At 63.7% G+C, this 23,844-nt stretch carries 20 protein-coding genes and 2 pseudogenes; 12 read left to right on the plus strand and 10 right to left on the minus strand.

Annotated elements, in window-relative coordinates; translation table 11 throughout:
* The 5 genes and pseudogenes from ASD87_RS27470 to mnmE all read right to left on the minus strand — a co-directional run.
* On the minus strand, positions 1 to 464 hold a 464-nt coding region (locus tag ASD87_RS27470), incomplete at both ends, for a hypothetical protein (protein ID WP_235512818.1).
* 1 nt (position 465) lies between these two features.
* Positions 466 to 917 (minus strand): annotated as a pseudogene (locus tag ASD87_RS27700) (toxin VasX); the annotation flags it as partial.
* 95 nt (positions 918 to 1,012) lie between these two features.
* Positions 1,013 to 1,960 (minus strand): hypothetical protein, encoded by a 948-nt coding sequence (locus ASD87_RS24895; protein ID WP_056327631.1) that lies wholly within the window; start codon positions 1,958 to 1,960, stop codon positions 1,013 to 1,015.
* Positions 1,957 to 4,029: pseudogene (locus tag ASD87_RS24900) on the minus strand (type VI secretion system Vgr family protein). The gene ASD87_RS24895 and the pseudogene ASD87_RS24900 overlap by 4 nt, the downstream one beginning before the upstream one ends.
* A gap of 153 nt (positions 4,030 to 4,182) precedes the next feature.
* Complete coding sequence (gene mnmE / locus ASD87_RS24905; RefSeq protein WP_056327776.1) at positions 4,183 to 5,535, minus strand: tRNA uridine-5-carboxymethylaminomethyl(34) synthesis GTPase MnmE; 1,353 nt, start codon at positions 5,533 to 5,535, stop codon at positions 4,183 to 4,185.
* 115 nt (positions 5,536 to 5,650) lie between these two features.
* Here mnmE and ASD87_RS24910 point away from each other — a divergent pair, with 115 nt between their 5' ends.
* The 10 genes from ASD87_RS24910 (at position 5,651) to ASD87_RS24955 (ending at position 16,393) form a co-directional block, all read left to right on the plus strand.
* Complete coding sequence (locus tag ASD87_RS24910) at positions 5,651 to 7,237, plus strand: ABC transporter substrate-binding protein (RefSeq protein WP_056327632.1); 1,587 nt, start codon at positions 5,651 to 5,653, stop codon at positions 7,235 to 7,237.
* A gap of 19 nt (positions 7,238 to 7,256) precedes the next feature.
* Positions 7,257 to 8,231: an ABC transporter permease gene (locus tag ASD87_RS24915; protein ID WP_056327633.1), complete on the plus strand. Its 975-nt coding sequence runs from the start codon at positions 7,257 to 7,259 to the stop codon at positions 8,229 to 8,231.
* Positions 8,231 to 9,151, plus strand: a complete 921-nt coding sequence (locus ASD87_RS24920) for an ABC transporter permease (protein WP_056327777.1) — start codon at positions 8,231 to 8,233, stop codon at positions 9,149 to 9,151. The genes ASD87_RS24915 and ASD87_RS24920 overlap by 1 nt, the downstream gene beginning before the upstream one ends.
* Before the next feature lie 11 nt (positions 9,152 to 9,162).
* Positions 9,163 to 10,173, plus strand: coding sequence for an ABC transporter ATP-binding protein (locus ASD87_RS24925; protein ID WP_056327634.1), 1,011 nt, complete (start codon positions 9,163 to 9,165; stop codon positions 10,171 to 10,173).
* Positions 10,170 to 11,186: an ABC transporter ATP-binding protein gene (locus ASD87_RS24930; protein WP_082586426.1), complete on the plus strand. Its 1,017-nt coding sequence runs from the start codon at positions 10,170 to 10,172 to the stop codon at positions 11,184 to 11,186. Before ASD87_RS24925 ends, ASD87_RS24930 begins: the two co-directional genes overlap by 4 nt.
* Positions 11,187 to 11,297: 111 nt before the next feature.
* Complete coding sequence (locus ASD87_RS24935; protein WP_056327635.1) at positions 11,298 to 12,497, plus strand: M20 aminoacylase family protein; 1,200 nt, start codon at positions 11,298 to 11,300, stop codon at positions 12,495 to 12,497.
* 178 nt (positions 12,498 to 12,675) lie between these two features.
* The gene (locus ASD87_RS24940; RefSeq protein ID WP_056327636.1) at positions 12,676 to 13,584 is read left to right on the plus strand and encodes a TauD/TfdA family dioxygenase; all 909 of its coding nucleotides are present in this window, start codon (positions 12,676 to 12,678) and stop codon (positions 13,582 to 13,584) included.
* 43 nt (positions 13,585 to 13,627) lie between these two features.
* On the plus strand, positions 13,628 to 14,671 hold the full coding sequence (locus ASD87_RS24945; protein ID WP_056327637.1) for an ABC transporter substrate-binding protein: 1,044 nt from the start codon (positions 13,628 to 13,630) through the stop codon (positions 14,669 to 14,671).
* Position 14,672: 1 nt separating this feature from the next.
* Positions 14,673 to 15,503, plus strand: a complete 831-nt coding sequence (locus ASD87_RS24950) for an ABC transporter ATP-binding protein (protein WP_056327638.1) — start codon at positions 14,673 to 14,675, stop codon at positions 15,501 to 15,503.
* An 11-nt stretch (positions 15,504 to 15,514) separates the two neighbouring features.
* Positions 15,515 to 16,393 carry an ABC transporter permease gene (locus ASD87_RS24955; RefSeq protein ID WP_056327639.1) on the plus strand — a complete coding sequence of 293 codons (879 nt, stop codon included), beginning with the start codon at positions 15,515 to 15,517 and terminating at the stop codon, positions 16,391 to 16,393.
* A gap of 82 nt (positions 16,394 to 16,475) precedes the next feature.
* Here ASD87_RS24955 and ASD87_RS24960 read toward each other — a convergent pair whose 3' ends face one another.
* The 5 genes from ASD87_RS24960 to rpmH all read right to left on the minus strand — a co-directional run bounded on the left by ASD87_RS24960 (position 16,476) and on the right by rpmH (position 20,812).
* Complete coding sequence (locus ASD87_RS24960) at positions 16,476 to 17,921, minus strand: catalase (protein ID WP_056327640.1); 1,446 nt, start codon at positions 17,919 to 17,921, stop codon at positions 16,476 to 16,478.
* 283 nt (positions 17,922 to 18,204) lie between these two features.
* A complete protein-coding gene (gene yidC / locus ASD87_RS24965; protein ID WP_056327641.1) occupies positions 18,205 to 19,881 on the minus strand; it encodes a membrane protein insertase YidC in 1,677 nt (558 codons plus the stop codon).
* Positions 19,882 to 19,929: 48 nt separating this feature from the next.
* Positions 19,930 to 20,202: a membrane protein insertion efficiency factor YidD gene (gene yidD / locus ASD87_RS24970; protein ID WP_056327642.1), complete on the minus strand. Its 273-nt coding sequence runs from the start codon at positions 20,200 to 20,202 to the stop codon at positions 19,930 to 19,932.
* The gene (locus ASD87_RS24975) at positions 20,199 to 20,570 is read right to left on the minus strand and encodes a ribonuclease P protein component (RefSeq protein WP_056327643.1); all 372 of its coding nucleotides are present in this window, start codon (positions 20,568 to 20,570) and stop codon (positions 20,199 to 20,201) included. Before ASD87_RS24975 ends, yidD begins: the two co-directional genes overlap by 4 nt.
* A 107-nt stretch (positions 20,571 to 20,677) precedes the next feature.
* A complete protein-coding gene (gene rpmH, locus ASD87_RS24980; protein WP_006228069.1) occupies positions 20,678 to 20,812 on the minus strand; it encodes a 50S ribosomal protein L34 in 135 nt (44 codons plus the stop codon).
* Between the two features lie 390 nt (positions 20,813 to 21,202).
* Here rpmH and dnaA point away from each other — a divergent pair, with 390 nt between their 5' ends.
* Together dnaA and dnaN are read left to right on the plus strand one after the other, a co-directional pair.
* Positions 21,203 to 22,663, plus strand: a complete 1,461-nt coding sequence (gene dnaA, locus ASD87_RS24985; RefSeq protein WP_056327644.1) for a chromosomal replication initiator protein DnaA — start codon at positions 21,203 to 21,205, stop codon at positions 22,661 to 22,663.
* Positions 22,664 to 22,665: 2 nt separating this feature from the next.
* Complete coding sequence (gene dnaN, locus ASD87_RS24990; RefSeq protein WP_056327779.1) at positions 22,666 to 23,775, plus strand: DNA polymerase III subunit beta; 1,110 nt, start codon at positions 22,666 to 22,668, stop codon at positions 23,773 to 23,775.
* The last annotated feature ends 69 nt before the right edge of the window (positions 23,776 to 23,844 follow it).

The following is a 23,844-nucleotide window of genomic DNA, read 5'->3' on the forward strand; positions in this document are numbered from 1 at the left end:
GCTTCACGCCACCGCTGGCGCATCGTGTTGACAGAAAGACGCAGGCTGTTGAGCTCTGCGGCCATGCCCACCGGATCGGGCAGGATGAGTCCTGCCACCCCCTTCGCAAGCCCATGCTGCTTTTCGAGCATGCGCAATTGCGCCTGCATGGCTTCAAGGCGGGCATGACGGGGATGCCAGTCATGAACGCTACCGAAGTCGCGCGTGCCGATGGCGTACTCGGCGACATGCTGCGCAAGATCATCACCGTGCTCAAGGGCAAGCGCCTGGTCGCCACCTGTCGGATCCTGTTTGAGCGTGATCAGATTGATCACCCTGAACCGCTGCCGATAATCAGCGGGCAGTGCCTTTCCATCAGCGTGCTTGCCGGTGCGGTAGGCATCGAGTGTCGCCTTCGGCCAAGGGTCCTGTGAAAACGCGATCCAGGCCTGCTTGTGCGCTGCGGTGTCGATGTTGATGAATGCNCCGGTGCGGTAGGCATCGAGTGTCGCCTTCGGCCAAGGGTCCTGTGAAAACGCGATCCAGGCCTGCTTGTGCGCTGCGGTGTCGATGTTGATGAATGCMGAGCGCAGATCGTGTCCGGCGTCCAGGCAAGCTTTGGCTAGGGGCTCGGGCGCCGCCCGTGGCATGGAGAACGGATTGAACTGGCGCAGATAGCCTTCCGCGGTGACCTGATAGGCATGCCAGATTTCTTTGTCCAGCAGTACATAGGCATACCCCTGCCGCAGTACACGCAAAGCAGTCTGAATGGATTCGTGACTGAGTGCGCCATGTTGCTTGAGTCCGTCTGTCACCGGCATGATGGCAAGCCGTAGCGGCAGGATCGGTAAGCCGGTACGTTCACACGCGCTGCACGTGCCGGTGGGATTGGGCGCCGCCTGGCGCCGGGCCTGGGTCAGGGTCTTGCTGATGCTCATGTGTAGTTCGCGGCGGGAGGTAATGACGCAACGATGCGNGCCGGTGGGATTGGGCGCCGCCTGGCGCCGGGCCTGGGTCAGGGTCTTGCTGATGCTCATGTGTAGTTCGCGGCGGGAGGTAATGACGCAACGATGCGCTGCCACGCAAAGTCGTCGTAGTTGTCAAAACGCGCTTGCAATGTGGACTGCCCTGCGACGGCGGCTTGGATGTCGTCCTGTATTTCTGGATGCCGTGGCAGATGGGGATGAATGAAGACGCGATGCATGCACAGGTCGATGATGTCGGCGCTCAGGCGCAAGCGTGAGTTCTGTGCGTCACGGATCATCCGGAAAGCGTGCACGGCGGCCTGGGGCGGAAGAATCGTGGGGCCACGCCAGCGCATTGGGGCATACGTCACGGGGAATCGGAGCGCGGCGCGCCAGACATCCAGGAAATCGCTGACGAGCGGTGCAAGTTGCAGTGCCTGTCGAACGAGTGGAGGGGCATTCGAGCCGGCTTCGGTGGGGGAGCCGCGAAGTAAGGTGAAGGCGCCCCAGCTGGTCGGGCAAAGCCAACGTTTGACGGGCCACAGCAGAGCAGGAAAGGCGTGTTCCATTGATGCCGCGAGCAGTTCGAGCCGCAACGGCTCGAACCACGGCGTCATGCGTTTCCCAGCTATGGGCACGACGACATCCAGGCAGCGCGCAGCCAAGTGATCGGCGAGCGCAGCGAGGGATTGATCACTGGTCAGCCATCCGCACACATAGCGCTTTTTATAGCTGGCATCATCACGCGCGGAACGTTCGGCGGCTGCGAGCAGAGAAATGTCCGCGGCACCTTCTGGCGCGGCCAGCTGTATAAGCGCCGGGCACGCGTCGGGCGTATGGGCAAGGTCTGGCCGGATGACGCGTGCGATCGCCTGTTCGCCCAACGCGTGGGTTAGCGACCGAATGCTAAGGGGATCTTGTGGCTCGCACGGCGCGAGCGGGTCCAGCAAGAGGTAAAGATAGTCGCTGGGGGCGCGTTCGAGACGGGCAAACGCTTGTACGGCGTTCTGCATCATCTGGCGCGCTCCAGACAATCAGAAAGTGCGCCTTCCAGAACCTCGCAGCCCAGAGCCAGTTCATTTCCGCCGCCGCCCCCCTGCATCCTGAGCGGACCTTTAACCTGGATGGAGATAGCGTCAAGGGTTATGCCGGTGCTATCTATTCGAATGGTTCCGCCCGGCCCTTTAATGATGAGATCTTCTCCAGCATGCAGAGAGTAGTCCCTTGTCCGACGACGGATGGCCTGGCCCGCCCGCAGTTCCGCTCGCCCCTCCACGCTCTGCTCCTGGTGCCCGCCAATACTCACCCAGTGATTGGCCGCCGTCTTGTCGCGGCGGTTGTTGCCCACTTCCTCGGTGCGGTCCTTGCCGGTGTAGATGGTGTGATTACGTCCCACCGTCAGGAAGTCGTCCCGCCCAATGTCGTGCCGCCGGTCCTGGCCGATGTTCACCTGTTCGTCATTGCCCACGGTCTCCCTGCGGTCGTGGCCAATGGTGATGGTTTCGTCGTTCTCGACCTGCTCGCTGCGGTCGTGACCCACGAACGTCGACTCGTCGTGGTTAACGTGGATGTTCTGATCCTTCTGAGCGTGGACGTAGATTTCTTCCTGATCCTTCTCGTCCTCAAAGCGCAGTTCGTTGTATCCCTCGCCTTTGTGGGTCTTGGTCTTGATGGTCATCCGCGTCTTGTGGCGCGGCAGGTCGTAAGGCGGCAATTGCAGGCGGTTGTAGACGCGGCCGGTGATCACGGGCTGGTCGGGATCGCCGTCGAAGTACGAGACGATGACCTCTTGTCCGATGCGGGGAATGGCCATGTGGCCCCACGTGGCGCCAGCGATGTTCTGGGATACGCGTATCCAGCAGGAGCTGTGTTCGTCCTCCTTGCCTAGACGGTCCCAGGGGAACTGGACCTTCACGCGGCCGTATTCGTCGGTGTAGATCTCTTCATGGGGTGGGCCGACCACGACGGCGTTCTGCGGTCCGTCGATGCGGGGCCGGGGCAATGGCTCTGCGCGCCATTCGGCGTCGTCCGGTACCAATTCAGCCTCGTAGTGGTATCGAGTCCCTGACGCGGCATCGGCGCTTTCTTCGGCCTGGCTCGTGTGTTGGATGCCGCGGTGGACGATGCGGACCGGGCGCCATCCGCGATTCATGTCCTCGCGTGGGTGCCCGGCCAGCGTGAAGGAGATGCCAGGCTGCAAGCGCGGGTCATCGCCTTCGACCAAGGCGATGCGCGCGTCGCGCCGATGCCCGCGCAGGCGATTCTCGGCGAAGGGCTTGCCGGCCTCGTCGAACTTGGCGCGGGCGGGGTAGTCGTAGCGCTCGTAGCGGCGGCCTTGATGGTCCAGGTCGCGCCCATCGCGGCTGTGCTGATGGGTATAGCGCGGATGGTGAAAGGTGTAGTCGCGCTGCGTCTGGCGCGCGGTGCGAACGTTCTCGGTATAGGTGAAGCGACGCAGCGCAGGCTGCGGCTGATCGCCGCCGGGCATGGGGTTGTACTGCACCGGCCCGTCGCCGACGCGGCCGTGAATGAAGAGGCGATCGCTGTGGACAAGTTGATGTCCTTCGGCGCCATGACGGAAGGAATAGAAGAATCCTTCCTCACGCATGATGCGTTCGACGAAGTGGTAGTCCGTATCGCCGGCCTGCACGCAGTACTCGCGGGACTGGTGCTCGGTGGTGCTGCGCTGCTCCTAGTCCTGGGTGAGGCCATGCGCCTTGAGCACGGCCTCGGCGATCTGTGGAACGGTCAGCGCCTGGAAGATCCGCCAGTCAGAACTGAGCGCGAGCCGTGCCAGACGCGGTTCGACGACAGCCGAATAGCGCGTGCGCCGAAAGCCGGTTTCGCCCTGGACGAATGAAGACACCGCGCCGTGCACGTACCGGACAGGCGTGTCGCCGTGCCAGATGGTAAGCAGCGCAGCGCGGTCCAGCACCGCGCCGAAATCGATGGCGGGATTGGCGCTGGCCAGTTCCGCTTGCAGCACGAAAGGCTCGGACAAGCCTTCCTGGAGCGAGAACTCGACGACCTCGAAGGGCTCTTCGCCAATGGCGAACGTGAAGCGAAGATCGGATTGGGTAGGCATGGCGAGCTTCCGGTTGGGACAGACCGCTCGGGTCGTCCTTGGTGCCAAAGGGCACCACCGGTTGTAAAAGCCGCCGATATTTCGTGTAAATCAGAAGAGTCTTATTAATTAAGAAGATCGATGTGCGCAAGCATGTTGCGGGTGAAGACCTGACTACTTTCCGATGCAAAAACTGGAAAAAATCTCTCCCAGCAGGTCATCGCTGGTGAACTTGCCAGTGATACTCGACAAGCTGTCGTGCGCCAGCCGCAGTTCCTCGGCAAACAGGTCCAGCACCCGGTCATCCTGACTGGCATGCGCGGCGGCCAGTTCCAGATGTTCGGCAGCCTCCTGCAATGCATGCAGATGCCGTTCGCGCGCGAGCCATGGCGACTCGGCGCCAGGGTTCCATCCCGCGATTTGAAGCAGTTCGGCGCGAAGCGCGTCTAGCCCCGCGCCGCGTTTGGCCGAGATGCCTAGTTCGCCGGGACCGGGGACGAAAGGCTCGGGCAGCAGGTCGACCTTGTTGAATACCTTCAGCACCGGCGTGCGGGCGGGCAGGCGCGCGGTGATCTGCGCGTCGAGTTCGTCGCCCGGCTGGGTGGCATCCTGCAAATGGAGGATGACGTCGGCGCGTTCGATTTCCTGCCAGGTGCGCGCGATGCCGATGCTTTCGACAGTGTCTTCGGTTTCGCGCAGGCCGGCTGTGTCGACAATATGCAGCGGCACGCCATCAATATGGATTTCCTGCACCACTTTGTCGCGCGTGGTGCCGGCAATGGGGGTGACGATGGCGATGTCGTCGCCCGCCAGCGCGTTGAGCAGACTGGACTTGCCCACGTTGGGCTGGCCGGCCAACACCACATGCAGGCCTTCTCGCAGGATGACGCCCTGGCGTGCTTGCGCGATCAGCGCAGACAGGTCGCCGGCCAACGCGTCGAGGGTGGGACGCGCCTGATACTTTTCCAGGAAGTCGATCTCTTCTTCGGGAAAATCCAGCGTCGCTTCGACCAGCATGCGCAGGTGAATGATGCGGTCGGACAGGTCGTTGACGCGCGCCGAGAATTCGCCTGACAGCGACGCCATGGCGCCGCGCGCGGCCGCGACCGACGAGGCTTCGATCAGGTCTGCCACCGCTTCGGCCTGCGCCAGATCCATGCGGTCGTTCAGGAAGGCGCGGCGTGTGAATTCGCCGGGTTCGGCCAGTCGCACGCCCAGGTCGCGGCCGGCGGCAAGGCAGCTGTCCAGCACGCGGCGCAGCACGGCCGGACCGCCGTGGCCCTGCAGTTCCAGCACGTCTTCGCCGGTGTAGGAATGCGGCGCGCGAAAGTAGATGGCGATGCCTTCGTCCAGCAATTCGCCTTCGACGGTCTTGAAGGGAAGATAGTGCGCATGGCGGGGCGTGAGATCGCGCTGAAACAGGCGCCGCACCAATTCGGACAGGTCCGCACCAGAAATGCGCACGACGCCGATGCCGCCTCTTCCGGGAGCGGTGGCAATGGCGGCAATGGGGGCGTAAGCGGACATATCGGGGCAGATGACAAGGCGAAACAATAGGGGAATATAACTGTTGCGCGGCGCGTTGTTTGCTGGTTACTGTGGCCCCGAGGTTCAAAACCCGAAACAACTCTGGGAGATCACGATGGCATCTCGGTTTTCGCGTGTCTTGGCCTGCGGCGCTGCCGCGGTGGTGATGGCCTGTGGCACATTCAGTGCGGCCATGGCCCGCGACCTGGTGATAGGACTGAAGACCGAGCCGTCTTCGATGGATCCGCAATACCACGCGTTGACGCCGAACACGCAGATCTCCCAAACCATTTTCGATACGCTTGTCGCCACCGACGCGCAACTCAAGCCCCAGCCGTCGCTGGCGGAATCCTGGATGGTCGATGGCAAGGTCTGGACCTTCAAGCTGCGCCCGAACGTGAAGTTCTCCGATGGCACGCCATTCACCGCCGAGGACGTCGTCTTCACGTACGACCGCGTGCCGAAGGTGCCCAACAGCCCCTCGCCGTTCACGCTGTATCTGGGATCTGTCGCCAAGACCGAAGCGGTCGATCCGATGACGATCCGAATCACCACCAAGGACGTCGCGCCCAATCTGCTGGTGAACCTGGCGCAGTTGCCCATCATGTCGAAGAAGGCCGCGTCGGGTCCCGCCGCGGAAGGCAAGACGACGACTGAATTGAACAGCGGCGATGGCCTCATCGGGACGGGGCCCTACAAGTTCGTGTCCTGGAAGCGCGGCGCGGAGTTCGTGCTGGCGCGCAATGACAACTATTGGGGCAAGAAACCCGAATGGGATCGCGTAGTCTATCGTCCGATCAGTAACGCCGCCGCGCGCGTGGCCGCGCTGCTGGCGGGCGACGTGGACATGATCGAAGATCCTCCCACCGACGACCTGCCCAAGCTCAAGTCCGACAAGAAGCTCTTTGTCGAGGAAACGCCGTCGGTGCGCGTGGTGTACGTGGCGCTGGACCAGTATGCGGAGCCCTCGCCCGGCGTGCAGGGCACCGACAAGAATCCGATGAAGGACAAGCGCGTGCGCGAGGCCTTGTCGCTGGCGATCAATCGCGATGCGCTGGTCGAACGCGTGATGGGCGGCGTCGCCCTGCCCGCGGGCAACCTGCTGCCGTATCCGATGTTCGGCGCCAGCAAGGAACATTCGAAGGCCCCCAAGGCCGATGTCGAAAAGGCCAAGGCGCTGCTCAAGGAAGCGGGCTACCCCAACGGGTTTTCGATCACGTTGGGTTCGCCGTCCGGCCGCTATGTCAACGATTCGAAGGTGGCGCAGGCCATTGCTTCGATGTGGACGCGCATTGGCGTGAAGACCAGCGTGGATGCGATGGCGCCCCCGGTGTTCTTCAAGAACCGCGACAGCTACTCGTTCTCGGCTTATCTGGCGGGCTGGTCGGTGACCAGCGGTGAAATGTCGAACGCGCTGACGTCGCTGCTGATGACGCGCAACCCGGAAGCGGGCCAGGGCACGACGAACCGCAGCCGCTACTCCAACCCCAAGATGGATGAACTGGTGAAGCAGGCCTCGTCCACGATGGATGACGCCAAGCGCGCGGAGCTGCTGTCCACGGCAAGCAACATCGCCATGGATGATTTCGCGATGCTGCCCGTGCATTTCGAGCTGTCGGTCTGGGCGATGAAGAACGACATCCGCTATCAAGGCCGTCCGGACCAGGTCACCTTGGCGCAGAACGCTACGCTGAAGAAGTAAGCGCGCCGGGCGATATCTCGTGCTTGCAACCATTGTCAGAAGGCTGCTGCAGACCATCGTCGTCATGCTTGTCATGTCGGCGTTGGTCTTTGCCGGCATTTACATGGTCGGCGATCCGGTCTCGATGCTGGCCAGTCCGGAAGCGACCGAGGCGCAGCGCGCCGCGATCAGTGCATCGCTGGGGTTGGACCAGCCCTTGTGGCGGCAGTACCTGATCTTCATGAGCCAGGCCGTGCGCGGCGATTTCGGGAACAGTTTCCTGACCGGCGAGCCGGCCATGCACCTGATCCTGGAGCGCATGCCGGCGACGGTCGAGCTGGCCTGTGTGGCCATGCTGCTGTCGGTGCTGATCGGCGTGCCGCTCGGCATCCTGGCGGGTTTGAAACCCGCGGCGGTGGGCTCGCGCGCGATCATGACGGGCTCTGTGCTGGGATTTTCGCTGCCCAATTTCTGGGTGGGCCTGATGCTCATCATGGTTTTTGCGGTGATGCTGGGTTGGGTTCCGGCCGGCGGCCGCGGCGACACCGTCAGCATCGGCTCGCTGCAACTGAGCGTGCTGACGCTGGACGGCTGGCTGAGCCTGGCCCTGCCCGCCGCGACCATCGCGTTTGCCAAGTGCGCCATGATCATCCGCGTGACGCGGGCGGCCACGCGCGAGGCGCTGCCCATGGACTACATCAAGTTCGCGCGCGCCAAGGGCCTGGCTGAAAAGCGCGTCCTGGGTGTGCATCTGCTCAAGAACATCCTGATTCCCGTGGTGACGGTGGCCGGCCTGGAGTTCGGTCAGGTGATGGCATTTGCCGTCGTGACGGAGACCGTGTTTTCGTGGCCGGGCATGGGCAAGCTGCTGATCGATTCCATCATCAATCTGGATCGGCCGGTGGTGGTGGCGTATCTGCTGCTGATCGTTTTCTTCCTGGTCATGTTGAATCTGGTGGTGGACATCATCTACACGGTGCTGGACCCCCGCGTACGCCTGGATAGCCGCCGATGATGAATACGCCCGCCACCGCTGCCTCGCCCCCGGCGCCGACGAAAGAGCAGTCGCCCTGGCGCCGTTTCGTATCGGACTTCTTTGCCAGCAAGCTGGCCACGCTGGGTCTGGTGATGCTGGTCGTGATCGTGGGGGCGGCGCTGCTGGCGCCGTGGATCGCGCCGCAGAATCCCTATGATCTGGCCAGCCTGGACATCATGGATTCGAAGCTCAAGCCGGGCAGCGAAAGCGGGGATGGTTCGATGCGGCATTGGCTGGGCACCGACGGCCAGGCGCGCGATCTTTTTTCGGCGATTCTCTACGGCATGCGCACGAGCCTGATGGTGGCGACCGTGTCGGTGCTGGCCGCCTTTGGCATCGGCGCCACCGTGGGGCTGATTGCCGCGTACTTTGGCGGACGCATCGACGCCCTGCTGATGCGGGTTGTGGATATCCAGTTGTCGTTCCCGGCGATCCTGGTGGCGCTGATGCTGCTGGCCATTTTGGGCAAGGGTGTGGACAAGGTGATCATCGCGCTCATCGTCGTGCAATGGGCGTACTTTGCGCGGGCCGCGCGTGGCGCGGCGCTGGTCGAGCGCGGCAAGGAATACGTGGAGGCGGCGCGGTGCATGTCGCTGTCGTGGTCGCGCGTGTTGTTCCGGCACGTGCTGCCGAACTGCATGCCGCCGCTCATCGTGATCGCCACGATCGACCTGGCGCACGCGATTGCGCTGGAGGCAACGCTGTCGTTCCTGGGCGTGGGCGTGCCGGTCACCGAGCCGTCGCTGGGCATGCTGATCTACAACGGCTTCGAGTACCTGCTTTCCGGCCAGTATTGGATTTCGTTCTTTCCCGGCATTGCGCTGGCGCTGGCCATCATCGCCATCAACCTGGTGGGCGACCACTTGCGCGATGTGCTCAACCCGCGGCACGCGAATTGAGGACAGGGGCGATGCAGACGAACGCCGCGCAGCGATCCGTTCCGGGCCCGGCCCGAGTGCTTGAGGTGCATGGCCTGAAGACGCATTTCTTCACGCGCAATGGCGTGGTCAAGGCCGTGGATGGCGTGGACCTGACGCTGGCCGAAGGAGAGATCCTGGGGTTGGTGGGCGAGTCCGGATCGGGCAAGAGCATCACGGGGTTTTCGTTGATGGGCCTGCTGGATGAGCCCGGGCGCATCGTCGACGGCGATCTTAGGCTGAACGGCGAGGACCTGCGCGCGGCCACGCCTGCGCGATGGCGTCAGTTGCGGGGACAGGAGATCGCGATGATCTTCCAGGATCCGATGATGACGCTCAATCCGGTGCTGCGGGTGGACACGCAGATGATCGAGGCGGTGCAGGCGCATGCCAAGGTCTCGCGCGAAGCGGCGCGAAAGCGCGCGCTGCAGACGCTGGCGATGGTGGGCATTCCCTCTCCAGAAGAGCGCCTGCGCACGTATCCGCATCAGCTGTCCGGCGGCATGCGCCAGCGGGTGGCGATCGCCATTGCGCTTCTGAATTCGCCGCGCCTCATCATTGCGGACGAGCCCACGACGGCGCTGGACGTCACGATACAAGGGCAGATTCTGTTCGAGGTGCAGAAGCTCTGCCGCGAAACGGGCACGGGCCTCATCTGGATCACGCATGACCTGGCCGTGGTGGCGGGCCTGGCCGACCGTGTGTCGGTGATGTATGCGGGCCGTGTCGTGGAAACGGGCAGCACCGAGGCGGTCATCAGCCATCCGATGCATCCGTATACGCACGGGTTGATCGCGTCGATTCCGACGCCGGCGTCGCGGGGCAAGCCGCTGGTGCCGATTCCCGGCATGACGCCGTCGCTCTTGAACCTGCCGCAGGGCTGTGCATTCCGGGGGCGCTGTCCGCGCGCGACGGACGCGTGTCTTACCGAACCGCCGCCCGTCGAAGTCCGCCCGGCGCAATGGGTGCGCTGCTGGCATGCCGGAGCGCCGGACACGTTATGACCGAAGCTGCAATCAACCCCACGCCGATCCTCGCGCTGAACGAAGTCGAACTGCGCTTCGTGCAACCGGTGGATCTGGCCGGCCGCATTGCCAACCTGCTGGGTGCGGGCCTGAAGACGCAGGTGGTGCATGCCGTGGCGGGCGTCGACCTGGCGGTCAAACCCGGCGAAGTGATCGGCATCGTTGGCGAATCGGGCTGTGGAAAATCCACATTGGGCCGCATCGTGTCGGGCATTCTGCCGCCCACTGCGGGCCAGGTGCACTATCAGGGCAGGCCCGTGCATGCCATGAAGGGCGCCGAGCGGCGCGCGTACGAACTGGGCGTGCAGATGATCTTTCAGGATCCGTACGCGTCCCTGAATCCGCGCATGCGGGTGCGCGACATCATCGGCGAAGCGCCTGCGGCGCACGGCCTGATTGCCTCGCGCGACAAGCTGGAGTACGTGGCTGGGCTGATGCGTCAGGTGGGCCTGGATCCGAGCTTTGCACAGCGTTATCCCCATCAGTTCTCGGGCGGCCAGCGCCAGCGCATCGGCATTGCGCGGGCGCTGGCGCTCAAGCCTTCAGTGATCGTCTGCGACGAGGCCGTGGCGGCGCTGGATGTGTCGATCCAGGCGCAGGTGCTGAACCTGTTCGAGCAACTGCGCGCGGACCTGGACCTGACGTATCTGTTCATCAGCCACAATCTCAGCGTCGTGAGCCACATTTCGGACCGCGTGGCGATCATGTATCTGGGACGCATCGTCGAACTGGCCGATACCGATACGGTCTTCGCGCGCGCCAACCATCCTTACACGCAGGCGCTGCTCAAGGAGCTGCCCACGCTGACGCCCGGGCGACGGGCGTATCAACCCATTCGCGGCGAGCTGCCCTCGCCGCTGGATCCGCCCCCTGGTTGCGCGTTTCACCCCAGATGCCCCCATGCGATGCCGCGCTGCAAGGCGGAACGCCCGCTCCTGCGGGAAATCGCGCCAGGGCAGTTCAGCGCCTGCCATTTGAACGATGGCGCCTGACCTGCGCCGAAAAAGGGCTGGACGCGGGGCGCGGGGCGGCGCGAGAATTCCCGCACCAGCAAGCCATTTGCGCATGCGTCATCCATCCACCCAGACAGCTTATCCACAGCCATGAAAACCATTGCCGAAATCGAACGCGTACACGGGGACCTGACTGCGCTGCGGCGCGATATCCATGCCCATCCCGAACTGGCGTTTCAGGAAACGCGCACTTCCAACCTGGTGGCCGAGCGCCTGCGCGGCTGGGGACTGGAAGTCCACACGGGGCTGGGGAAAACCGGGGTGGTGGGCATTCTGCGCGCCGGCAGCGGCGGCAAGACCATCGGCCTGCGCGCCGACATGGATGCGCTGCCGATGCCGGAGCACAACCGGTTTGCCCACAAGTCCACGATCAGCGGGCGCATGCATGGCTGTGGCCACGATGGGCACACGACGATGCTGCTGGGCGCCGCGCAGTATCTGTCGACGCATCGCAATTTTGACGGCACCGTGGTGTTCATCTTCCAGCCGGCCGAGGAAGGCGGCAACGCCGGCGCGCGCGCCATGATGCAGGATGGGCTGTTCGACAAGTTTCCCTGCGATGCGGTCTTCGGCATTCACAACATGCCCGGCATGCCGGTGAATCAGTTCGGGTTCCGGTCCGGCCCCACGATGGCGTCGAGCAACCGCTGGGACATCGTCATCAAGGGTGTTGGCGGCCACGCCGCGCAGCCGCATTCGTCGGTCGACCCCATCATCGTGGCCGCCGACATGGTGCATGCGCTGCAGACGGTCATTTCGCGCAGCAAGAATCCGCTGGAGCAGGCGGTGCTGTCGATCACGCAGATCCACGCAGGCGATGCCTACAACGTGATTCCCGGCGAAGCCGTGCTGCGCGGCACGGTGCGCACGTATTCGGTGGACACGCTGGACAAGATCGAAGCCGACATGCGGCGCATCGCGACCACCTTGCCGCAGGTGTATGGCGGCACGGGCGAGCTGGATTTCGTGCGTGCGTATCCGCCGCTGGTGAACTGGGAAAAGGAAACCGCCTTTGCGGCGAAGGTCGCCGAAGACGCCTTTGGCGCGGAGAACGTACTGCGCGACATGCCGCCGTTCATGGGGGCGGAAGACTTTTCGTTCTTCCTGGAATCCGTGCCGGGCTCGTATCTGTTCCTGGGCAATGGCGACGGCGACCACCGCATGGAAACCTATCACGGCATGGGTCCGTGCCAGCTGCACAATCCCAACTACGACTTCAACGACGCGTTGCTGCCGGTGGGCGCGACGTACTGGGTGAAGCTGGTCGAAGCGTTCTTGCCGGCCCGGTAACGACCGATCCGCTATTTGTTTATATGCGGTTGGCCATGAAGCCGCGGGGCGCCCCCGCGGCTTTTTGCTATATGACGTAAAGCTTTGATCAAACGCCGATAACTTCGTTTGAGATGGATGGCGGCGTTTTCATAATCGGTCGTTCCTGCCATGCCGATAAGGCGAACCGGAGCGACCGATGTCCCAGAGCAATGCCTTGCGGCGCGAAGCGCACGCCGCCTCCCAACCTGACACGCAAACGTTTGACGTGCGCCCCCTGCCCGGTCCGCTGGGCGCGGAGGTCATCGGCCTGGACCTGTCGCGTGAACTGGCGCCTGCGGATTTTGCCCGCGTGCACAAGGCCCACCTGGACCATCACCTGCTGGTGTTTCGCGACCAGCGCATCACGCCGCAGCAGCACATCGATTTCAGCCGCCGCTTCGGCCGCCTGATGATCCACGTGCTGCACCAATTCCATCTGCCCGGTCATCCGGAGATCCTGACGGTCTCGAACATTGTGGAAGACGGCAAGCCCATCGGTCTGGGCGACGCGGGCAAATACTGGCATTCGGATATCTCGTACAAGGAACTGCCCAGCCTGGGTTCGCTGCTGCACGCGCAGGAACTGCCTGCCGAAGGCGGAGACACCTTGTTCGCGAACATGCACCTGGCCTACGACACGCTGCCGCAGGCGCTCAAGAACGCCATCGACGGCAAGCGCGGCGTGCATTCCTATCTGGCGCAATACGGCCAACTGCAGAAGGAAGGCAACTGGCGGCCGAATCTGAGTGCAGCGCAGATTGCGCAGGTGCAGGAGGTGGTGCATCCGGTGGTCCGCACGCACCCCGAGAACGGCCGGCGCGCGCTGTTTGTGAGCGAAGGCTTCACCACCCGGATCGAGGGCCTGCCGGACGACGAAAGCCGCGCGCTGCTGAACGAGTTGTTTATCCACAGCGTGCGGCCAGAACATATCTACCGCCACCAGTGGCAGCCGCATGACCTGGTGTTCTGGGACAACCGGTCGCTGATCCACCTGGCCGGCGGCACGCCCGATCACCTGCGCCGCAAGCTCTACCGCACGACGATCGAAGGCGATGCGCCCTTCTGACGCCGCGTTCATGACCTCACCCCACTTATCCACAAGGAACGCCATGCGTTTGACCTCCACGCTACGGGATCGACTGGTCCAGACCGCCACGGGCGCCGGCCTGGCGCTGATGCTGGCCGTGCTGGCGCTGGCTTCGCCCACGCCCGCCCAGGCCGAAGGACGCATCCGCATTGCCGAGCAATACGGCATCGTGTATCTGCTGCTGAATGTCGCGCGAGACCAGCAGCTGATCGAAAAGCATGGCAAGGCCGAAGGTGTGGATATCTCGGTCGAATGGGCCAAGCTGTCCGGCGGCTCGGCCGTGAACGATGCGCTGCTGTCCGGGGCTGTGGATATCGCGGGGGCGGGCGTGGGACCGCTGTTGACGATCTGGGATCGCACGCACGGCAAGCAGAACGTGAAGGGCGTGGCGTCGCTGGGCAACTTCCCGTACTACCTGGTGACCAACAATCCGAACGTGAAGACGATTGCCGACTTCACAGACAAGGATCGCATCGCCGTGCCCGCGGTCGGGGTGTCGGTGCAGTCGCGCGTGTTGCAACTGGCATCGGCCAAGCTGTGGGGCGATGCGCAGTACAACAAGCTGGACAAAATCTCGGTGGCACTGCCGCACCCTGACGCGGCGGCGGCCATCATCGCCGGCGGCACGGAAATCACGGGCCATTTCGGCAACCCGCCCTTCCAGGAGCAGGAACTGGCCGAAAACCCGAAGGCGCGCATCGTGCTCAATTCGTACGACGTGCTGGGCGGGCCCAGTTCGTCCACCGTGCTCTTTGCCACCGAGAAATTCCGCCGCGAGAATCCCAAGACCTACAAGGCCTTCCAGGAAGCATTGAAAGAGGCGGCCGGTTTTGCGGCGGCCCATCCGGAACAGGCGGCGGACATCTATCTGCGGGTCACGGGCGCCAAGCAGGATCGCGACTTCCTCATCAAGGTCATCAAGAATCCCGATGTGCAGTTCAAGCTGGCGCCGCAGAACACTTACGCGCTGGCGCAGTTCATGCACAAGGTCGGCGCGATCAAGCATGCGCCGGCAAGCTGGCGCGACTACTTCTTCGACGATCCCGTCACGGCGCAGGGAAGCTGACATGGCCGTGAGCCGCGCCACCCCTGTGGATAACGTTGATCGGCCCTCGCCTTTGCTGGCTGTGGATAAGGTGTCGATCGAATATAAGACGCGCGAACGGCGCGTGCGGGCGACGCATCAGGTCAGCTTCGACGTGCATGGCGCCGAGCGATTCATCCTTTTGGGGCCGTCCGGCTGCGGGAAATCGACGCTGCTCAAGGCGATCGCCGGATTCATCGAACCGACCGAGGGACGGATCGCGATCGACGGCAAGACGGTTCAGGGGCCGGGCCCGGACCGCATCGTGGTGTTCCAGGAATTCGACCAGCTGCCGCCGTGGAAGACGCTGCGCCAGAACGTGGCGTTTCCGCTGGTGGCGTCTCGCAAGCTCAATCGGCGCGAGGCCGACGAACGGGCGATGCACTACCTGAACAAGGTCGGGCTGGCGGCGTTTGCCGATGCGTATCCCCATACGCTTTCCGGCGGCATGAAGCAGCGCGTGGCCATTGCGCGGGCGCTGGCCATGCAGCCGCGCGTGCTGCTGATGGATGAGCCGTTTGCCGCGCTGGATGCGCTGACGCGGCGGCGCATGCAGGAAGAACTGATGGCGCTGTGGGACGACGTGCGGTTCACGCTGCTGTTTGTCACCCATTCCATCGAAGAGGCGCTGGTGCTGGGCAGCCGCATTCTGTTGCTGTCGCCCCACCCGGGCCGTGTGCGCGCCGAACTGAACGCGCACGGCTTTGACCTGCACAGCCAGGGATCGGCCGCCTTCCAGGCAGCGTCGCGCCGCATTCATGACCTGTTGTTCGATACCCCGCCGCTGGCTCAGGCCGAGCGTGCGGCGGCATGAAAGGAGCGCGCATGAGCATCGGCCATGCCGGATCGGCGTTCATCCGCCCCGAAGTGGAATACGACCTGCCCCCCCTGCCCCCGCAAGCCGCCGAGACGCCGCTGCCGTGGCACGAACGGCTGTGGCAGCACGCCGCCCTGCGCAAGGGCGTGATCCTTGCCCTGTTGGCGGTGGTGTGGGAACTAGCGGCGCGCTATACCGACAACGACCTGCTGTTGCCTGGCGCCTGGCAGACCGCCCAGGCCTTTGTCGAGGGCGTGACCAGCGGTGAGCTGCTGGCGCGCGCCGGTCAGTCGATGCGCGTGCTGGTGCAGGGCTACCTGGCGGGTGTCGTGCTGGCCTTTGTGTTGACGACGCTGGCGGTGTCCACGCGGTTCGGGCGTGATCTGCTGTCCACGCTGACGGCGATGTTCAATCCCCTGCCGGCGATCGCCCTGCTGCCGCTGGCGTTGCTGTGGTTTGGGCTGGGCGAAGGCAGCCTGGTGTTCGTGCTGATTCACTCGGTGCTATGGGCGTTGGCGCTGAACATGTATGCGGGCTTTCTGGGGGTGTCTGACACCCTGCGGATGGCGGGGCGCAATTACGGGCTGACCGGGTTGCGCTATGTGCTGCAGATTCTGGTGCCGGCTGCCCTGCCCGCCATTCTGGCCGGACTGAAGATCGGCTGGGCGTTTGCCTGGCGCACGCTGATCGCCGCCGAACTGGTGTTTGGCGCGTCCAGCGGCAAGGGCGGACTGGGCTGGTACATCTTTCAGAACCGGAACGAGTTATACACAGACCGGGTGTTCGCAGGCCTGGCCGCGGTGGTCATGATTGGCCTGCTTGTGGAAAACCTGGCGTTCGACACGCTGGAACGGCTGACGGTGCGGCGTTGGGGGATGCAGCGGTGATTGTTGAAGCGATCGAGCGATCAGAATGAAAAAGGGGGCGGCCATGATGCCGCCCCTTTTTTTCATGGTTGGCGCGTAACGTTTACAGCTTCAGCCCCAGCGCCTTGGCCACGCCTTCGGCATAGGCCGGGTCGGCCTTCTTGAAGTGATCCAGCTGGCGGCGTTGGATGACTTCCGGCACGCCCGCCATGTGGCGGCCGATGTTGCCAAAGAGCTGTTCCTGCTGCGCCGGCGTCATCAGGCGGAACAACGCGCCCGGCTGCGAGTAGTAGTCGTCGTCGACGCGATGGTTCCAGCGGGCCGCGGCCTGGCCGTCCAGCGCCAGCGGCGGTTCGGCGGCAGACGGGGTTTCCTTCCACTCGCCCGCGCTGTTGGGCTCGTAGTTGATGGTGGCCCCGGCGTTGCCGTCCACGCGGCCCGCGCCGTCGCGATGGAAGCTGTGGAACGGGCACTTGGGTGCGTTCACCGGGATCTGGTGATGGTTGATGCCCAGGCGATAGCGGTGCGTGTCGCCATACGAGAACAGGCGGCCCTGCAGCATCTTGTCCGGCGAGAAGCCGATGCCCGGCACCACGTTGGCCGGCGTGAACGCGGCCTGCTCGACCTCGGCAAAGTAGTTTTCGGGGTTGCGGTTCAGTTCCAGCACGCCGACCTCGATCAGCGGATAGTCGCCATGCGGCCAGACCTTGGTCAGGTCGAAGGGGTTGATGTGATACGTCGCCGCTTCGGCCTCGGGCATGATCTGCACCTTCAGCGTCCACTTCGGGAAGTTGCCCTCTTCGATGTTCTGGAACAGGTCGCGCTGCGAGCTTTCGCGGTCATGGGCGACGACCTGCGCGGCTTCCTCGTCCGTCAGACAGGCGATGCCCTGCTGCGACTTGAAATGGAACTTCACGTAGAAGCGCTCGTTGTTGGCGTTGATGAAGCTGAACGTGTGCGAGCCGAATCCGTGCTGCTGGCGCAGGTTGGCGGGGATGCCGCGATCGCTCATCAGCGTGGTGACCTGATGCAGCGATTCGGGGTTGAGCGACCAGAAATCCCAGGCGGCCGTGGCGTTGCGCAGGTTGGTCTTCGGATCGCGCTTCTGGGTGTGGATAAAGTCGGGGAACTTCAGGGGGTCGCGGATGAAGAAGACCGGCGTGTTGTTGCCCACCAGGTCCCAGTTGCCTTCCTCGGTGTAGAACTTGATCGCAAATCCGCGCACGTCGCGTTCGGCGTCGGCGGCGCCGCGTTCGCCGGCGACCGTCGAAAAGCGCAGAAACAGCGGCGTCTGCTTGCCGACCTGGGAAAAGATCTTGGCGCGGGTGTAGCGGCTGATGTCGTGGGTGACGGTAAAGGTGCCGTAGGCGCCGGAGCCCTTGGCATGGACGACGCGCTCGGGGATGCGTTCGCGGTCGAAGTGGGCAAGTTTTTCAATGAGCCAGAAATCTTCCAGCAGGGCGGGACCGCGGGGGCCGGCGGTCAAGGTGTTGTTGTTGTCCGGCACTGGGGCGCCCGAGGCGGTGGTCAAAGGCTTCTTGTCGGTCATGGCACACTCCCTAAGTCATTCCTGGATGTCGCGGATCCGCCTTGCGGGCCGCGCGCGTTGCAGCAAAAACTCCGGCGAGCAGGACGCCGGAGGGCAAATTCAGAGCCATCATAGGTGCCATGGTTGGCTGTGTGAAGTTGATTGATCCTGCTTTGCCGATAAGTAATACCTATGTATAGGCCTCATGGGCATGGAAAGTGCTGAACGAGCCTTCCGCGTTTCAATCGCAACGGGCGAAAAAAAACCGGCCTCGAAAGGCCGGTTTCTTGTTTCTGAAGGGCGATCAGCGATTGGCCGCCACTTCCGACTTCTTCTGGATGGCGCGGGTGATGGACCACTGCTGCGCAATCGACAGGATGTTGTTGACGCACCAGTACAGCACCAGGCCGGCCGGGAAGAAGAACATCATCCCGCCGAACACCAGCGGCATGATCATCATGACCTTGGCCTGGATGGGATCCGGCGGCGTCGGGTTCAGTTTGATCTGCAGGAACATGGTCGCCATCATGATGGCGGGCAGAATGAAGAACGGATCGCGGACGGACAGGTCGTGCACCCACAGGATCCACGGCGCGCCGCGCATTTCCACGCTGGCCAGCAGCACCCAGTACAGCGAGATGAACACCGGAATCTGAACCACCATCGGCAAGCAGCCGCCCAGCGGGTTGATCTTCTCGGTGCGGTACATCTCCATCATGGCCGCATTGAGCTTCTGCTTGTCGTCGCCGTACTTTTCCTTCAGGGCCTGCAGGCGCGGAGCCACCTGCTTCATGCGGGCCATCGAGCGGTAGCTGGCGGCGGCCAGGGGGTAGAACACGGCCTTGATCAGCACGGTCAGCGCGACGATCGTCCAGCCCCAGTTGCCCAGGATGGAATGCAGCCAGGTCATCAGCGTGAAGAGCGGCTTGGCGATGATGGTCAGCCAGCCGTAGTCGACGACCAGTTCCAGGCCCGGGGCCAGCGCGGCCATGGCCTTCTGGTCTTGCGGACCGACCCACAGGTGCGAGTCGACACGTGCGGCGGCGCCCGGGGCGATCTCGCCGACGGCTTCGATGCTGCGGCCGGCGTACAGGTTCGGCTGGACTTCGAGCAGTTCGTTCGTGCGCGGCTTGCCTTGCGGGGGCACCCAGGCCGTGGCGAAGTAGTGCTGGACCACGGCGATCCAGCCGTTGTCCGCCTGCTTGATGTAGCTGGCCTTCTTCTTCTGGATGTCGCTGAACGTGCTCTTCTGGAACTTGTCTTGTTCCGAGTAGACGGCAAAGCCCGTGAACGTGTGATAGAAGCTGGACGTATCGGCCGGATCGTTGCCGTCGCGCTCGATCTGCAGATACAGGGACGGGGCGACGGGGGCGGCGCCGACGTTGGCCAGGTCATGGCGCACGTCGATGTCGTAGCGGCCGCGATGCAGGGTGAACGTCTTGGTGACCTTCACGCCGCCGGATTCGCCTTCGAACGTGACGACCAGGTTGTCGCCGGTCAGTTCGCGTTCTTGCGAGACCAGGCGGAACGGCGTCTGGTGCGTGGGGAAGCTCTGGCCGCTGGGTGCGCCGACCACGCCGGTCTGCACCACGTAGTTCAGGCCCGCCGAGCGGTCCAGAAGCACCGTGGGCTTGTCGGGCTGGCCGGTGGCCGGATACTTCAGCAGCTCGGCGCGCACCAGCTGGGCGCCCATCGTGTCGAAGGTCAGGCGCAGCACGTCGGTGGTGATGACGACTTCTTCGGAACGCGTGGGGATGGGGGTAGCGGCGCCAGGCACCGTGGAGGCCGGTGCGGCGGTCGCGGTCGGCGCGCTGGGCACGGACGGCGTCGCATTGTTGGCGGCAGCCGGAGACTCGGTCGTGCTGGCCGCGGGCGGGGCCCCGAACAGCGACGGCTTGCCGTTATGGATTTGCCAGTTGTTCCAAAGGAGCAACAGCGAAAAGGAAAAAATCATCCAGAGGACGGTTCGTCGGATATCCATGGTGCCTACTGAAGTGAATACGGGCCAGCAAAGCCCGCCAGTTTAGCGTCAATCGTGCTCGATGCGGTGGCTGTGGGAGCAGCACCGGGCGTCGTTGGTTCCCTTGGCCGGCGGAACCGGATCCAGCCCGCCGGGCGACCAGGGATGGCACCGGCCTATGCGCCGGACCGCCATCCAGAAGCCGCGCCATGCGCCGTGGCGCTCGATCGCTTCGATCGCGTACGCCGAGCAGGTCGGAGTAAAACGGCACTGCCTGCCGATCCAGGGACTCAGGAAAAACCTGTAGAACCGGATCGGGGCAATGAGTAGAGCCTTGATCATCGCGCGATGCGCTCAAAGTGAGCGTCCACTTCGGCTCTGGCGGCGCGTTTCAGCGCCGTGAGCGTGGCGGGAGCGACCTTGCTGTGCAGGCGCACGACGTAATCTTTCGCCGGCAGCGCCAGGCGCCGATGGCGGAACGCTTCGCGGATGACCCGCTTCAAGGCGTTGCGCGTGGTGGCGTGGGCGGCAAACCGCTTGGCGATGACGAGCCCCAGGCGAGCACAGGCGTCCTGGCCGGGAGGCAGATCATTGGGAGCCGCGCTCACAATGAAGAATGCCCCTCGGGCAAGACGCCGGCCTTTGAGGGCGGCGGCAAACTCGGAGGGGCGATGCAGCCGCGCCTCCGGAGGAAGCGTGGAGCGCGGCATGGACTGCGGGTCAGGCGGTTGCGCGGAACCGGGACAGGATTGCGAGAGGTCTTGCAATATGGTCGGTCCGTGCGAAAGTCAGATTCCGGAAAACCGGAAAACTGGACTTAGACGGCCAGACGCTTGCGGCCCTTGGCGCGACGGGCGCTCAGGATCGCGCGGCCAGCGCGGGTTTTCATGCGCACGCGAAAGCCATGGGTGCGCTTGCGGCGGGTAACGGAAGGTTGGTAGGTGCGTTTCATGGACGATCCACAAAAAGAACAAAGTCAGAAGGGACCTGCCCGGAGGGTTCCACGTCGCGCTAAGCAGAAGCGGGTATCTAGGAGCATTTTTGCAACGGGTTTCGCAACCGGTGCGAAAAACGACTCTAAGACGGGGCTCTGTACCGAGAATTTCATCTCGGGCGACCTATTCAGCAAAGCTAAAAACCGGACAAATTGCTCTTGTAGGAGCGTGTCCGGCCAGCTTTCTGCGAAACCTTCTGACAGACAGAATTCGGAAAAGCCCACCATTTCAGCAAGTTTTCCCTGTCTTGTCAAACAGTTAAGGGGGCGCCATGTAGACGCTTATGGCCCTCCCTGTGGATAACCCCAGCCCAGGCAAGGTAGAATCGAGGTTTGAATAAGAGCGACATGAAAGAATTCTGGCAGACCTGCGTCAGTCGTCTTGAGCAGGAACTCCCCCCCCAACAAATCAGCGCGTGGATACGACCGCTGGTCCCGCTTGCGTACGACGAAACGCAGGCGGTGCTGCGCGTTGCCGCGCCCAACCGCTTCAAGCTGGATTGGGTGCGCAAGAACTTTTCCCACCAGATCGAAGCGTTGGCCGCGGAGTGGTTCAAGCGTCCGGTGCAGGTTCTGTTCGAGCTGCCTTCGCACGGCGCCGCGCCGCGCATGCCGGTCGCGCCCGTGCGCGCCCAGCAGCCCGCCCAGCAACCGCACCTGTCCGCTGCTCCCCCTGCCGGCGCCGCGCCGCCAGTGACCGTCACCGTTACGACCGCGCCGCCGGCGCCCGCCACGACCGCCGCTGCGCAGGCCGTGAACGCGGACGCCGCCAACATCGTGTACGAGCGTTCGCGCCTGAACACCGACCTCACGTTCGAGAACTTCGTGACCGGTAAGGCCAACCAGCTCGCGCGCGCCGCCGCGCTGCAGGTCGCCGAAAACCCGGGCACCTCGTACAACCCGCTGTTCCTGTATGGGGGCGTCGGCCTGGGCAAGACCCACCTGATCCACGCCATCGGCAACGCCATGGTCGCGGCAGGCACCGGGGTGCGCGTGCGCTACGTGCATGCGGACCAGTATGTGTCCGACGTGGTGAAGGCCTACCAGCGCAAGGCGTTCGACGACTTCAAGCGTTACTACCATTCGCTCGATCTGCTGCTGATCGACGATATCCAGTTCTTCTCCGGCAAGAACCGCACGCAGGAAGAATTCTTCTACGCGTTCGAGGCGATGGTTGCGCAGCGCAAGCAGATCATCATCACCAGCGATACGTATCCGAAGGAACTGTCGGGCATCGACAGCCGCCTGATCTCGCGCTTCGACTCGGGCCTGACGGTGGCCATCGAGCCGCCGGAACTGGAGATGCGCGTGGCGATCCTGCTGCGCAAGGCCGAGTCCGAAGGCGTGCCCATGCCCGAGGAAGTGGCGTTCTTCATCGCCAAGCATCTGCGCAGCAACGTGCGCGAGCTGGAAGGCGCGCTGCGCAAGGTGCTTGCCTATGCGCGTTTCCACGGCCGCGACGTGCTGACGGTCGATGTCTGCAAGGAAGCGCTGAAGGACCTGCTGTCGGTGTCCAACGGCCAGATCACCGTCGAAAACATCCAGAAGACGGTGGCGGACTTCTACAAGATCAAGGTCGCCGACATGTACTCGAAACGCCGGCCGGCCAATATCGCCTTGCCGCGCCAGGTCGCGATGTACCTGGCCAAGGAGCTGACCCAGAAAAGCCTGCCGGAAATCGGCGATTTATTCGGCGGCCGTGATCACACCACGGTGCTGCACGCCGTTCGCAAGATTTCCGATGCCCGCGCCAAGCAAGCGGAGCTCAACCATACCCTGCACGTGTTGGAACAAACTCTAAAAGGATGAACATGCAACTCGTACAAACCACACGCGATGCATTGCTGAAACCGCTGTCGACTGTGGCGGGCATCGTCGAAAGACGCCATACCCTGCCCATTCTTGCGAACATCCTGATGCGCAAGGAAGGCAACAAGGTTGCCTTCATTGCGACCGACCTGGAAGTGCAGATCACCACGCACGCCGACTTTGGTGTCGGCCAGGACAACGAGTCCACCACGGTGGCCGCGCGCAAGCTGCTGGACATCCTGAAAGCCCTGCCCGATACCGGCGACGTGCGCCTGGCCCTGGCCAGCAACAAGTTGTCGGTGCAGTCCGCCAAGAGCCGCTTTGCGCTGCAGACGCTGGCCGCCAGCGAATTCCCCACCGTCGCTCAGCCCGAGCAGTGGGACGTGTCGCTGACCATGCCGCAGCGCACCCTGCGCCACCTGTTCAACATGGTGCATTTCGCCATGGCCCAGCAGGACATCCGCTACTACCTGAATGGCATGCTGCTGGTGTTTGAACCGGGCCGTGTGCGCGCCGTGGCCACCGACGGCCACCGCCTGGCGCATTGCTCGACCGAAGCCGACGGCATCGCCGAGCGCCACGAAGTCATCGTGCCGCGCAAGACCGTGCTGGAAATGCAGCGCCTGCTGGAAGACTCCGACGAGACCGTCTCCATCGACGTGGCGCCGGGCCAGATCCGTTTCCGTTTTGGCGACGTCGAGCTGGTGTCCAAGCTGGTCGAAGGCAAGTTCCCCGATTTCACGCGCGTGATTCCCACGAACTACACGCGCCATTTCCTCGTCGGCCGCGAAGCGCTTCAGGGCAGCCTGCAGCGCGCCGCCATCCTGACCACGGACAAGTTCAAGGGCGTGCGCCTGCAACTGGCGCAGAACCAGATGAAGATCTCGTCCTCGAACGCCGAGCAGGAAGAGGCGCAGGAAGAAATCGACATCGACTACAGCCATGAGGCGCTGGACGTGGGCTTTAACGTCGGCTACCTGCTCGACGTGCTGTCCAACGTGAAGGTCGACAACATCCAGTGGTCGGTCATGCCCGATGCCAACGCGTCGGCGCTCATCACCCTGCCCGAAGACGACCAGTTCAAGTACGTCGTCATGCCCATGCGGATCTGATCCGCACTCCCCCCGTGGGTTTGTGCCGCTTGCGGACCGGTTGGTCCGCGGGCGGTCCGGCCGCCAGGC

Origin of the sequence: Achromobacter sp. Root170 (genome assembly GCF_001428165.1) — a bacterium.
GTDB lineage: Bacteria > Pseudomonadota > Gammaproteobacteria > Burkholderiales > Burkholderiaceae_B > Achromobacter > Achromobacter mucicolens.